This is a genomic window from Aeribacillus sp. FSL K6-2848, assembly GCF_038004325.1.
GTDB classification, from domain to species: domain Bacteria; phylum Bacillota; class Bacilli; order Bacillales; family Aeribacillaceae; genus Aeribacillus; species Aeribacillus composti.
Map to the genome: position 1 here is coordinate 2,381,450 of NZ_JBBOQQ010000001.1, position 13,863 is coordinate 2,395,312.

A 13,863-nucleotide genomic window follows, 5' to 3' on the forward strand; every position below is an offset into this window, starting at 1 on the left:
TTTGCCGCCCTGTTCATTTTACTTTTTCCCGCAGTTTGTTGATTCATTTCATACATCCCCTTTACATTATCGGTAACTATTACGAATAATTGTAAGTTCTAAGAGTACATCATACAAGCTGAAGTTCCCGCTGAATGACTTATTCCTTTTACAGGAAAAAACTGACCAAGGAAGCGAATCTTTCACCCCTGTGGCCAGTTGTTATTAAATGCCCCTATCATCATTAATCATTTGCGTTATGATGTGTTGTATGATGAAATTTATCCCACAGCTCTCATTGACTCTTCCAATCTCCTAAAACAACTCCAACTGCTCGGTTTCGCCGAGACGTTCGAGCGATTTTGGCTCGTGATCTTGAAAATAGGCGTAGTGGAGCCATTTTTCCTTCGTCATCACCTGCTTGTTCGGTTCGGACGATGGGCGCAGACGGCAGCTGTAAATGATCGGGAAGTAGTCCCTGAGAAACTTGCCTTCCGCATGTGCGGTCAAAGCAATGATTTGGAAGCCAAGCTGTTCAGCGATAAAGAAGACCGGGTTGAGCACGTGGTCGCTTGATGCTTTTCCGAACGGATTGTCTAAAATGACGGTGCGATGGCGTTTCATCGTCGGCTGGATGTGCTGCTTTTTCTCTGCGACATAGTTGAGAATACCTAAAAAGAGCGTCATGTTTTTGCTCCATTTTTCGCCTCCAGACCAGACGTTGCTTTGCTCCCACGAATACGAGCGCATCGTCACTTGGTTGTCGTTCGTCACCTTTCGGCAGTTCACTTTCATGCCTTCGTTGTTCATGACGACTTGGAGAAGCTGCTTCGATTGCAGCCACATTTCGATTTCTTTTCTCACCTTCGCTTCGTCTTGCTGGCCGTGCTCGTTCATAAACCGTTCGGACTCGAGCTGCTGTAAAATCCATTCAATATGGTTGCAAATGCGCGTCTTGCCGACTTCTTCTTCCCACTCTGGAATCGTAAACGTGAAAATGCGCTTCCATTCGTCTCCGACTTTTACTCTTGTTTTGTTCGGGATTTGCTTCAGCTCCTCCACCAATGTGCGCAAATGGGTGTGAATATGATTAATAAACGCTTGAAGCTCCGCGTCTTTTTGCCGGATATGTTCATTCGCGTAGTTTGTCGCGCTTTCAACGCTTCGCATCATATTTTTCTTAAAGTCGATAATGTCTTCGTACGTCTCTTTATGCTCAATGCCGTTGAGTGCCATTTGCCGCATTTTCATATCTTTAATCGAAGCGTTGCAAAACTCTCTAAAAGAACGTTTCGCGCGCTCGACGCGGCTTTTCGTCTCTTCGACCGCTTGTCTGCCCGCCTTTAAACTCTCGGTGATACCTTCGATAAAACGTTGGTGCTCGTACGTAAATGCCGTTGCTTCTTCCGCGCTCAACGAAAGGGCGTCGATAGTCGGCGCATTGAAATGATGCACTTCTTTAGATAACTCTAAATGGCGTTCTGCCTGTTCAATGCTTTTCATCTTTTTCGCCAAGCGCTCATGTTCTTGGTCGAGAAACACCTTCCGTTTCTCCAGTTCTTCTTTTTCGGTTTTCAAATGATCGGCGATCTCATCAAGCGGTTCGGTAAACGGCCAACGTTCTTCATTCGGATATTGTTGTTGAAATTGCTGCTCTTTCGTTTTTAACACGCCGCTTTGCTGCTCCTTTCTGATCAAGGCATCTTGCACGTCTTTGTTTAACCGCTTTAATTCCGATTGGAGCGACGCGATTTGTTCTTCTAACTGCTGCAGCACATACGGTCCGTCGCTTGGAAACGAACGCGTTTCGTCGAGGTCGCTATGCTCGCGTTTCAGCTTGTTTATTTCGTTCGTTAGCCGGTCAATTTCTCTTTGTTCAGTCTCTTGCCTCAACTTCCACTCCCTGTAGGTCGTTTCAATTCCATTAATTCGGTCTTCCAACTTACGAATTTTATCGCGAATGACACGCTCGCTTTCGCCTGAATAAAGCGGTGTAAAGGAGCGGAGCGATTGATAATCATCGCTTCGTTCGATGTTACGGCGATCTGCTTGTAGCGATCGGATGCGCTCTTCGAGATCCTCTTTTTGTGCCAGTGCGTCTTCAAACCGCTCGCTGAGGCGCACAATGTCTTTTTCAAGCGCCGCGATCGTCTCGTTGAGCGTTTTTTCCGTTTTTCGCGCTTCTTGCACTTCTTTTTCATATTGGATATATTTATTTGCATCTTCGATTTTGTCGCTCCAACCTTTCATTTCTTGCTCGTATTGGTGGATGATCGACTGCGCGTGCGCGATTTTGGCACGCCATTCTTCAATGCGCGCTTTTTCTTTGGCAATCGCCATGTTCAGCTGCTCGATGCCGCTGATGAGCTCTGCGTATTGCGTGCGAGCCGCTTCAACCGTTTTGTACGGGTGAGCTTCCAAAAACGCGCGGAATGCTTGTTGCACGTCTTGCCACACTTTGAGTTCCGCTTCTTTCTCTTGGCGGTGCTTTGTCGTTTCTTGCGCACTCGCGTTGATTCGTTCTTTCCATGCGCGGAACAACTCTGGATCGCTCGCTTCCTCCCAATAGCGCGGCGCGATCCATTCGTATGAAAACGCTTCGTCTTCGATGCGCGCCGCTTCGTCCGCTGCAAACACGACAATCGGCAGCTGCAAGCGGTCATTTAAGTACTGCACTTTTTGCGAGAGCCGCTCCTTCGATTTTGCTGTTGTAATCAACGTCATCGGCCAGAGCGGAAACACCCGTTTCTTCGCGCGGTCTTCTTCCTCAAGCGACTGTAAGTATTCGACGCCCGTCTCTACGTAATCAAATTGGTTTTTCCACGAGGCGAGCTGCTGCGCTAAAAACGGATCGGCGAAAAAGATGTCTTGTGCGCCGTACGCATCCGCGAGCCGCGAAACGATGCGTTCACGCACTAAGAGCGCCTCCCGCTCTTTCGTTCTCTTCTCGATTTCTTCGAGGAGTCTCATTCCGATCGTCGCTTCATGGGAGTAGACGCTATCAAGTGCGACCCATTGCGGACGGAGCGATGCGAGCTTCTTGATGAGCGCTTGCTCCTCGTTTTCGAACGCTTTGAGTCGTTGCGCCAGTGCCTCGCATTCCGCACGCTTTGCCGCCCATTCTTGCTGGAGCACTTCTTTTTTCGCTTCCGCTTCTTGTTCCGCTTGGCTGAATTGCTTCACATCTTGGCGCAAGCGGACAATTTCTTCATCAAGCCACCGTTCGCGCTCAAGCCATTTCTCCCTTTCTACTTCTACCGATTGTTGGGACGGGTTTGCTAAAATGTGCTGTTTAATTTGCTCCATGTCCCTCTCTCTCGCCTCGATGCGGCTTTGAACGGCAGCGCGCTCTTCGCGGGTGTTCTGCTTTTTCTGATCAAGCGCTTCTTTTTCCTTCGTCCATTGTTCAATCTGCATCTGAATCGGATTCAGCTCATAGTGAAGGCTTTGTTGTTCTTTGTCAATCGTCTCAAGCTTCTCGATGAAGCAGCCGAGCAGCAAGCGGCGCGCTCTTTCCAATTCCTCTTCGCAGTTCGCAAGTTCCTCAGCGTCCTTCAGCTTGGCCAACTCCCGTTCGATGTATGCAAGCGCCTCTTCATGCTGTTTTCGCCGCTCTTTTCGCTCCGCCAGCTGCAGCGAATAATAATCTCGTTTGTGCCGGGCAAACGCCTCTTCCTTTTCTTTCTGCCGCGCGAGGGCGAGTTCAAATTCGCGTTGAAGCTTTTGCCATCGCGCTTCTTCGACTAAAATGTCATATGACGCACGCTTTTTGTTGTGCGCTGCGTAGTTCAGTTTCCAATACTCAAGCTTGTCCGCGATGTCTTTCTGCTCGTCAAGACACGCTTGCTTTTGCTTCAACGTTTCGAGCCATACTCCTTTGGCGCGCTGCTTCGCTTTTAAATACGCGAGTTCTTCACGATGGAGTTGTTCGTACGTTTCGACGTATCTCTCCAACTCCCGCTGAATGAGCTTGTTTTCTTCGATCGTCTCTTTCAGCTTTTTGTAATGCTTGAAGCTTGAGTGCTGTTTTTCAAACATATCGGCGAACAGCTTCTCGTCATGGCCGACGATGGCGCTTTCGACAATCGGAATGAGCAGGCGATCAAACAGCTGGTTCGTGCTTTTGCATTCGTCGAAAAACGCTTCAACGCCGCCTTCCGAACTATTAATCTTCACCACGCTTTCCCATTCGCTTGAAATAATATGATATTGCTCTTCGATAAACGCCTTGTATTCTTTAATCGTCGAAAACGTGCGCGCCAAGAACGATTTCTCTTTCATATGACTATAGTAGTCTTGCATTTCCCCGCGTTCCGCCGGGCGCTTTCCATCTTTCCCTTCACGCACGAACGGAAGACCTTCGATGCCATGCGGGTCGTTCGCGTTGTATTCATAGACGTAGCGGAGTGAATCGAGTCCGTTGTTCGTCATGAACAGCGAGACCGTGGTCACGACATACCGTCTCGGTTCGTCGTTCAACATCCATTCGATCGCAATATGGGCTGGGGCGTTTTCGAGCTGCAGCGTGTTTTTAATTTTCCGGTCTGCCACATCGACATGAGGCAAAATCGCTTGCAGCACCGTTTGAATAAACACCGTTTTTCCTCCGCCATTTTCAAGCAAAATCGCCCCATTATGCCCGTCAAAGCGGAAGATTTCATCGTTGTACCGTTTGCGCCCTTCTTCATACACAACATTCGTGAGCCGAATTTTACTGATCGCTGGCATCGTCCTTCTCCCTTTCAAATCCGTAAATAAATTCAAAAATCCCGCGGTTGTATTCGACTTCCATGAAAAAGCGTTGAACAATTGTTTTTGCTTTTTCCGTCAACGCGACTTCATGGTTGCCGATATCGACAATAAGATCTTGGTCGATTAAAAAGCGCCGCGTCGTGTCGATGAAGCTTAAACGGCTGATCGTATTGCCGCTTTGCTTTTTCGCTGTTTCTTTAATATCGTCCATCGCATCCCATTTTTCAATAATGAGTCTCCAATTGTACGAAAACTCTTGTTCTAAATGTTTCAATTCATCCGGATTGTGCTGTTTCAATTGATCGATACGCTCTTGGACAAGGTGCACCCATTCATCCATGCCTAAAAATTGCCGCGTTGGTTCTTGACTTTGATACGTATCGTAAAAGCTGCCAAACAAAACGAGCACCGTAAAATAAAGCAAGTACAAATCGCCGTTCGTGGCACCTGAGCGAAGATAATGGCGCTTAATCCAGTCGTTGCTGACATGGAACGGAGACAGCTTCGTGCGCGGCACGAGAAACATTTGCTCGCTCGTCAAAATGATCACGCAATCGACTTCGCGACTGAATATATCCAATAGCCCGCGTATATCATCGTCGCTTTTATAAAGCTGCACCGCCTGCTCGCCTGCGACGCCATGGCTCGCTAGCACCGTATACAATTGAAACGCTTGAATGACTTTTTGCTCTGGATAATTTCTCATTGTTCCCTCACCGTTATCATCATGTCTTGAATTGAAAAACGTTCAAATTTTCGAATAATACGATCCCCTTCTTGGACATCCAGCACATTTCCGCCAAGCAAAACGAGCGCATCCCCTAAAAGTGTGTTTCCTTCCTCCCCTTTCATATCGCCGTGTTGAACCGGGGAGTGTTGATGCATAATGAGCCAAAAATCGTAAAAATAACGCTGCTCATACAAACGCGACTGTCCGATGTCGTCCAAGTAACTGAAAAACTCTGAAAGCGTTTGGGCGCGCCCAAGCTGGTACGCCTCTAAAAACAGCTGCATCAATTCTTTATATTTTGCCATAAGCCATGTGCGATACGGATCGTCGCACACCGCATCGTCCGCTTCGATAAAGCGCAGCCCAACTTTTTCTTCCCTCTCTTCCGTAATGTTTTGCTCCGCAAAAATCGCAAGCGGCGACCAAAATTGATTTTCTTCGACTTTTAAAAACGGGTGGAGCAATCCTTTCATCGCTTCGAGGGGGAGCGGGGTGGAAACGATGTATGACACGATGTCTTGGTCGAAATTGAACGAATGAAGACCCGTATAATAAAGCGACTCCTGCGCCGTGACGAGCGTTGTATTTTTTAACGAAAGAGCCTTGTCGAGCAAAGCAGAATGCGCATAATGCACCGACTCTAATTCCCGGGCGATTTTTAAGACAAGTTCATACGTCTTCGCTTCTTTTTGATGAACATCGCGCGCGTACAGGCGTTCCCTTGTTTCATTGACGAATTCGCGCAGTTCCTTGAACTCCTCATCCTCTCGCGAAAGCCGACTGTAGATGTCGTCGAGCAGCTGTTTATACCGTTCAAACGTCTCTTCGGAAATAATGCTGCGCTGAATTTCATGCTTCAGCCGAGTCATGCGTTCTTCCAATGTTTCGACGTCAATTCGCATTTCGTTGATTTGCTTGAGTGCCGCGGCAAATTCGCCTTTTTCCAACTGTTTCCGCAACATCAACTGGTTAATCGATAACTGGAATTCGCTATAAAACTCCTTCGTCGCAAAGACGAGCTCAAGCCCATCTTCATCGAGCGTGTAATATTGCGTATTCGTTTTCACATCGAAATCGTTCGCTTTTAAAAGGGAATATTCAATCGCGCTCTCTTCCCGTTTTTCCCAATCGTAAAACGAATAACTCCGTTTTTTCCCCGTCGTCGGGCGAAACGTTTGAATAATCGTCCGCGCCAAGTCTTCGTACATCTCGTCATCTAACACGTACACATTTTCCGTTAGCTTTTTTAAAAAAGACGCGAGCTGTTTTACCCCAGTTTTATACTGCCGCATCAGCTTTTGCTCAAAGAAAAACAAAAGCGCCAATAGCCCGAGCCCTTTCATATCAATCGGCTGCCCATTGAGGTCAGTTGAACGCTTCCGCTCAAGATCAAAAAGCGGATCAAACAGCGCAAGCCTTCTGATACGCTCGCGATAGCCGTCCGTCACCCCTGCCAATTCTAGCTTGTCCACTGCCATTCCCTCCAAATTTGTTGCAGTTCCCTCGTTTTCAACATTTCTTGCGGATAGTACTGGCCGGAAGCCAACAGCTCTTGAAGCTGCTTTTTTTCATCCGCTGAAAAATAAGCGAGAAACGCGTCAAGCGCGTCCGCCCGCACCATCTGATAGTCCTTGCCGCTGGCCGGATCTTTCTGCAAACATGCCCGATAAAACGGAAGCGCCGGCGAAACGGGCTGCTTTTTCGCAAGCGAATGCCAAATCGCAATACCTTCGCGGTCAATGTCGCCAAAGTAATAAAAACGATGGTCCGCTTTCACCGGATATTGCAGCGAAAATTGTTCGATGCTGCTAATTATGGCTTTGCCTTCCCCGTAAATCAGCGTCGAAAATGCGGTGTCTGGAAGCGCGGGAAGCAGCGCTTGATACGTCGTTTTATTTTCAACAATGAGGTGGAACTGGACCACTTCCGCTATTTTTGCCGGATGGACGGCTAACATTAACGGTTCGGACACGGGGATGATGCGAAGGCGGTCAAAAAGACCGATTCGCTCAAGCAGCTTTTTCCCGTCGCCTTCGGTGATCCATTTCTCATCGCCGACCAACTCCATGCTGCGCTCCGGTGCGGGAACGGGTTCGCTCGGTAACGAATGCGTCTTTAAATATTCGTCAATTTTTAAAATGAACGGCACATCGTTGTTCCAAACGGACGGATCTATGCCGTAATAGGCATCGAGCTGAATCGCCGGATGAAGCCGATTTTGATAGCGCTGCAGCTCATGATGATAGTCTTCTATAAATCTGCTTTTATAAATGCGATATTGAAAAGCGAGAGACGGTGTTCTCGTTGTCCGCCCTTTCGACTTCACCATGTCAAGCACCCGCTCCGCCTCCAGACGCAAAATTATTTCGGAAAACTCATCATACGTACGTACAAAAGGCTGAATGAGCTGTTCCAGCTCCCCTAACGAAATCGTCCGCTTCGGAAAAACGGCTAGCAATCTTTCAATTGGTTCCAATCTCGCTCCACTCCTACAAACTGGATTTTCTCTTATTATATAAGAAAACAAGAGAAGAGGGTATGAATGATTGTTCCCAAACTTGAGGGGGATTGCAAAACAAGGGAAGATGATGAAACACCGGGCTAAGCTGCTTTCACTTTTAAGCTAAAAAACTTGAGGAGAATTTTTCATTAAACTATAGTTTTACGCAAAGTTTGAGGCAGGAAATAAAGATGAATAAATGAACTGATTTAACAACATAGCAACCTCATGCGGACGCTCCTCAGCATACTTCACTAATCATACAAAACTTCCAGAGGAAGGATTCTCTTTCTGCAGCTTTTTTACAATATTGACAAACAATGCCTGTCACTGTTCGCCAAGAACGTCTTTCAAAACTGTTTGCGTTCATCATCCATTATGGGAAGGAGTAGTTGATTTTCATGTATGGGTGGGGAGTAAAATTTACTCATGGATGTTTTTTGCGGAAAAAGGGAGGGCACCCGAAAAGAGAACGCCTAGCGAACACTTTTGGGTCCCATCATGTTCGACAGATACTCTCGAACACTGAGCTCACGACAGAGGCTTTGCATAAATGACCTTTCCATCACGCATAATTTGCCGTTTTATTTCCTCATTCAGCGAGTCAAAAAACAGCACATCACACGAATAAATGCCGACAATCTCGTCAATGTCGTCCATTATTTTCCCCTTTTTATTTCCGGTATAATCAAGACACAAATCAATATCAGAATTATAGCGTGCCGTGTTTTTTGCGCGTGATCCAAACAAAATAACTTTTTGAATCTCTTTGTCACCTTCAAAATACGTAAGCAACCGCTCAAATACATTTTTATTAATTCCATACATCGCTATCAATCACTTCTTCTTTTATTTTTTGAAGCAACGCTTCGATTTGGTGAACATATTCATTTACGATTTTATTTTTTATTCGCTCATAATCTTCTTCGTTATACACATGGGCAGTTGCGTTTCGCGAACTCAGTATATCGTTCCATACATCAATATTTTCAATCCATCCTTCCTTAAAAGCTTGACGATAACATGCCCGCGGACTGTTTAGTTCAAGCCCGGATGACTTAAAAATTTTTGATAAAAGCTTCCAAAGTTGATCTTCTAAAATCTCATATTTTTTCACAATCGAATCTCTATACACTTCTTTCATCAATTCGTCTTCATTTGTTATTTGTTGCGATGCTGAAATCACATTTTTTAAGTGCAACAATAAACGAAATGCATATTGATACGACAACATGATCGATTCTTTGTATTTGTCAAACAAATCGTCCATTCCCAATCTACCGCCTTTCTCTTACATAATAACACAAAAAGGCTAAAACTATGTATGGCTTCTTCTGATGACTTTCAAACAAACAAGACATAAGTTCAACAACTTGATATGGTTGCTAATATAATGAATACATCTTCCATGGACATACTCAAATTCCAAAATGTATAAATTTAAAACATTCGACAAAATAGATTTTCACTCTTGTAATAATGATGCATTTTTTGCGTCATGAGTATCAATCTCGAAAACATAATTAAGAAAAAAAGCCTCCTCCTAGCCTTTAAAGCATTTTTTCAAAAAGTTGAAATTGACATATATTTCATCCTCGAAAAATTCACTGAGCATGTTGAGATACGTAGCTTGGTAAAAAATGACGCGAATATGAATTTTCATTCTTTGCGACTTCTTTGTTTTTCTCCTACTTATACTTACTCATTCGGCATCGTTCAAAAAAATCCTACTTTTTCGGAATCAAAGATTACGAAATGTGGAGTGAACGGTTTTTTAGAGTACATTGAACATCGTCTGGAAGAAGTTCTACAACGCTTAAGACGTTTCTTGAGAAGTCGAAATATTGAATTACAGTTACATTTATATATAACAGAAATGCTCTTTTTTCATTGTTTATTTGACAGGGTTAATTGTAGGGAGTTTTTATCTGGATTCAAAAGCTCTTCAATATATTTTAGAACACTTTTACACAAAATAAATTACTCAACTTTCGCAGTGAAAAATTTATGAATAATCCTTGATTTGATAGGTTTCTTTGGGTATCTCATATTCACTTGACACTGAAAAAATTCGTCTAAAAAACAAAAAGACACCTCTTTCTTTTGGTAAACTATTGGTGACCAAACCAAAAACCAAAGAAAGAAAGGTGTCACCATTATGATAACGAAAAAAGAGTATTTTGCGCAATTACCAAAAGAAATAAAAGACGGATTTTCTGAATGACAAATTGGTAATCATTTAAGAAAAGCAGGAATTATCAAGGCTTGTGGTTATTCTTGTTTATCGATTTTTCAACTATTATTTCTTCTTGTTTTTCAATACAGAAACTGGTACCACGCCTTACAAAGCAAAAAGGCTGCCGATTTACCAGGAAAAGATACCATTTATCGTTTTTTGAACTCGTCTACGTATAACTGGAGAACCTTTTTACTATCTCTGAGCTCCGAAGTGATTCGTCGTGTGAAACAAACGATTTCGAAGCGCCGTGTTACCGTGTTGATTGTAGACGATTCGATTTATTCTCGTAACCGTAGTAAATCGGTTGAGCTTCTAGCTAAAGTATTCGATCATTCCACTCGTCAGTTTGTCAATGGTTTTCAACTATTAACGCTCGGATGGTCCGATGGCTTTACATTTGTACCTATCGATTTCGCTCTTTTGAGTTCAGCGAACCAAAAGAATCGCTTGAACGAAATCCATTCGTCCATTGATAAACGAACCACAGGCTACAAACGACGGCTCGAGGCATTGGAAGCAAAACCAAACATGGTGTTGAAATTAGTAGAACATGCATTGGATAAAGGAATTTTCGCTGATTATGTGCTCATGGATACATGGTTTACTCATGCCCCGTTGGTGGAGAAGATTCACTCCAAAGGCCTTTTTGTCATTAGTATGGTCAAACAGCTGAAACAACGGTATCTTTTCAACGGAGAACGTTTAACCTTGGAACAACTGTATCGAAAAGCGAAACGAGACATTGGCAAAAAAGAAACACTCGGCTCGATTCACGCAACCCTTCATACGGGTTTACCAGTGAAAATCGTGTTTGTGCGGAATCGAAACAACCAAAGTGAATGGCTGGCCATTTTGAGTACAGATACCACGCTGTCTAATGAAGAAATCGTTCGAATCTATGGGATGCGTTGGGACATCGAAATCTTTTTTAAATTCAGTAAATCGTTTTTACATTTAGCCAAAGAGTTTCAAGGTCGTTCCTATGACATGATGATTAGCCATACTACCATTGTCTTCACTCGGTATATCTTGTTTGCTTGGCAACTTCGGAAAGAAGAGGATCCGAAGACCATGGGCAACTTATTCTTGTTTCTATGTGACGAAGTAAAGGAGATGGACTTTAAAACGGCTTTACTACAATTGATTTCTCTTTTCCAAACTTTGGCTGAAGCTAAGGTTTATTTGAGTATGGACATTTTTCAGTGTCAACTGTCCAATTGGATTACTTCTTTACCTCGTTATATCAAGGACTGTCTCCATATTTCTGTGTGCGAAAGTTGAGTTACAATATATAGAAGAAAAAATATTAATTGATTCAAACAATTAGATAGCAATTTCTTAAAAGTTTATGAAAGAGAGGATGAAAAATAGATGCACACCACCCTGAACGCTCAGGAAATGCCGTTACATAAAGTGTTTAGTGATGATTTTTTATTTACCATTCCTTCTGTTCAAAGACCTTACTCTTGGACTACCGATCAAGCGGGAGAGTTATTAGATGATTTACTTGAGTTCATTGAACATCATGGAATCACTGAAAAAAATATTGAGCAAATTCCGGAACCTTATTTTCTTGGAAGCATTGTCCTTGTAAAAGGGGAGAAACCAGAGGCAGAAGTATTGGATGGGCAGCAGCGTTTAACGACTTTAACTATCTTATTATCTGCCCTGCGCAGTTATTTACCAGAAGAATATGCGAATGAAATTGACGAACTTATTGTTCAGCGCGGTAGTCGAATTCGTAAAATTGAAGATACATATCGTCTTCGTTTACGTAAGAAAGACAATGACTTTTTTAAAAAATACATTCAAGAGCGCGATGGAATTACAAAACTAACAAAACAAACCCCTGTAAAAACAGACAGTCAAGCATTAATTAGGGATAACGCGCTATATTATTTAGAGCGTTTTAACGACCTTGATGAATCTACTTTAACAACGTTACCAAGTGTCATTGCTACGCTATGCTATATGGTTATTGTGTCTACACCGAATTTTGACTCTGCCTTTCGTATCTTTACTGTTTTAAACGACCGTGGACTAGATTTAATGGTTACTGATATTTTAAAAGCTAAAATTATCGGTAAAATTCCTGAAAGCGAGCAAGAAATCTACACAGAAAAATGGGAAGATATTGAAAGTGCGCTGGGCCGAGAGCAGTTTAATGAATTATTTTCACACATCCGTATGATTTTGCAAAAAAGAAAAGGCATGGGAAACCTTAAAGATGAATACGATAGTATTTTAGAAAACATGTCTGGAAAAACATTTATCGATGAAATATTGATACCATACAGCGACATTTATATACAAATAAGAAATTATAAAACATCGTTTGTTAATGATGAAGAAACCGTCAAGATTTTAGAATTTCTAAATCGAATTGATAATATAGACTGGATACCTGTAGCTATGTACTATATGCATCATTATAATAACAACATTCCAGCTTTCTTAAAACGTCTTGAAAGATTTGCAGCAGTTCATATGATTTTACGGAAAAATTTTAACTGGCGACAATCAAAATATTCGACTATTTTACGAGAATTAGAACAAGGCAAAGACCCTTTTTCGAAAGCGAGTACGTTAAATCTTACTGACGATGAAAAGAAAGAAGTAATTGAAGCGTTGAATGGGGATGTATACAAAAAATTAAAAGATGCTGCTAAACGGTATGTACTTTTACGTTTAGATGCATTGTTATCTAAGGGACAGCCTTATTATGATTACAATACCATTACGATTGAACATGTACTGCCACAAACTCCTCCTAAGGAAAGCGAGTGGACAAAGAATTTCCCAAACATTGAACAGTATGTGCATAAATTAGGTAATTTAGTTTTACATAAAGAAAAATTCACGTGCCAAAAACTTTGATTTTGAGCGTAAAAAATCTACCTATTTTCAATCTAAAGATGGAGTCAGTACATTTGCTTTGACAACCCAAGTGATCCAAGAAAAAGAATGGACACCAAAAGTACTTGAAAGACGACAAAAGTTTCTTTTAGATTTGCTGATAAAAGAATGGGAACTTCGTTAAAAATTACTTCCATGTTAAGATAAAAACCCCAGAAAATGTTGTTAAATAAGCATTTCGTTTTAAATGGTTGATTGGTTATTTTCATTTTAACGAAGGAGTTATATTTTATCAATCCTTTAATTTGTGCGGGCTCAATGGAGATTTGAAAGAGTCGTCGATCCCCCAGGTTTTTTGCACGATTGGAGGTCGACGACAAATTTCATTATGTTTTGAAACATAACGTTTGTTTGCAGATCGTCAATTCAATTTTGTTTAAATCCGTGTTTTTTTCAGAATGCTTTTTACTGCTGCTTCTGTATCATAGACAATATTCCACCAGCTTTTTCTCGATCTCTTCTTTCTTTGGAACAATTTCATCTATTGATTTTGTAATATGGTGATTGCCTTTGAATCTCAAATTGATTATACACCAGATGTAAATTTATACAAGAATTGATTGTTAAATCCAAAAATTATATGAACAATATATTTCTCAAGCATTTTTTGGGTCAACTCGTCCGCTCCGGCGCATACATAGCCGGCAGCGTTAACTTCTTTACGGTTTAAACATAATCTTTTTCACCAAGTTCAGCTTTGCAACGTTTATTATCAACTGTAGATGAGCAAATTCACTAACATAAATT

The 13,863-nt window shown here is 42.4% G+C and carries 6 protein-coding genes and 2 pseudogenes; 2 read left to right on the plus strand and 6 right to left on the minus strand.

The features are described from left to right. Positions 1-294 precede the first annotated feature (294 nt). The 6 genes from NSS70_RS11475 to NSS70_RS11500 all read right to left on the minus strand — a co-directional run bounded on the left by NSS70_RS11475 (position 295) and on the right by NSS70_RS11500 (position 9,231). On the minus strand, positions 295-4,707 hold the full coding sequence (locus NSS70_RS11475; RefSeq protein WP_339196419.1) for a hypothetical protein: 4,413 nt from the start codon (positions 4,705-4,707) through the stop codon (positions 295-297). Then, positions 4,691-5,437: a DUF6063 family protein gene (locus tag NSS70_RS11480; RefSeq protein WP_339196421.1), complete on the minus strand. Its 747-nt coding sequence runs from the start codon at positions 5,435-5,437 to the stop codon at positions 4,691-4,693. The genes NSS70_RS11475 and NSS70_RS11480 overlap by 17 nt, the downstream gene beginning before the upstream one ends. Next, positions 5,434-6,939 (minus strand): replicative DNA helicase, encoded by a 1,506-nt coding sequence (locus NSS70_RS11485; RefSeq protein ID WP_340881616.1) that lies wholly within the window; start codon positions 6,937-6,939, stop codon positions 5,434-5,436. Before NSS70_RS11485 ends, NSS70_RS11480 begins: the two co-directional genes overlap by 4 nt. Continuing rightward, the gene (locus NSS70_RS11490) at positions 6,921-7,937 is read right to left on the minus strand and encodes a Wadjet anti-phage system protein JetD domain-containing protein (protein WP_340881618.1); all 1,017 of its coding nucleotides are present in this window, start codon (positions 7,935-7,937) and stop codon (positions 6,921-6,923) included. Before NSS70_RS11490 ends, NSS70_RS11485 begins: the two co-directional genes overlap by 19 nt. A 555-nt stretch (positions 7,938-8,492) precedes the next feature. Further along, the gene (locus NSS70_RS11495) at positions 8,493-8,789 is read right to left on the minus strand and encodes a nucleotidyltransferase domain-containing protein (protein ID WP_003397908.1); all 297 of its coding nucleotides are present in this window, start codon (positions 8,787-8,789) and stop codon (positions 8,493-8,495) included. Continuing rightward, positions 8,776-9,231 (minus strand): HI0074 family nucleotidyltransferase substrate-binding subunit, encoded by a 456-nt coding sequence (locus NSS70_RS11500; protein ID WP_094245930.1) that lies wholly within the window; start codon positions 9,229-9,231, stop codon positions 8,776-8,778. Before NSS70_RS11500 ends, NSS70_RS11495 begins: the two co-directional genes overlap by 14 nt. Positions 9,232-10,119: 888 nt before the next feature. Here NSS70_RS11500 and NSS70_RS11505 point away from each other — a divergent pair. Both NSS70_RS11505 and NSS70_RS11510 read left to right on the plus strand, forming a co-directional pair. Further along, positions 10,120-11,481: pseudogene (locus NSS70_RS11505) on the plus strand (IS4 family transposase). A 117-nt stretch (positions 11,482-11,598) separates the two neighbouring features. Further along, positions 11,599-13,240 (plus strand): annotated as a pseudogene (locus NSS70_RS11510) (DUF262 domain-containing protein). Positions 13,241-13,863 lie beyond the last annotated feature (623 nt).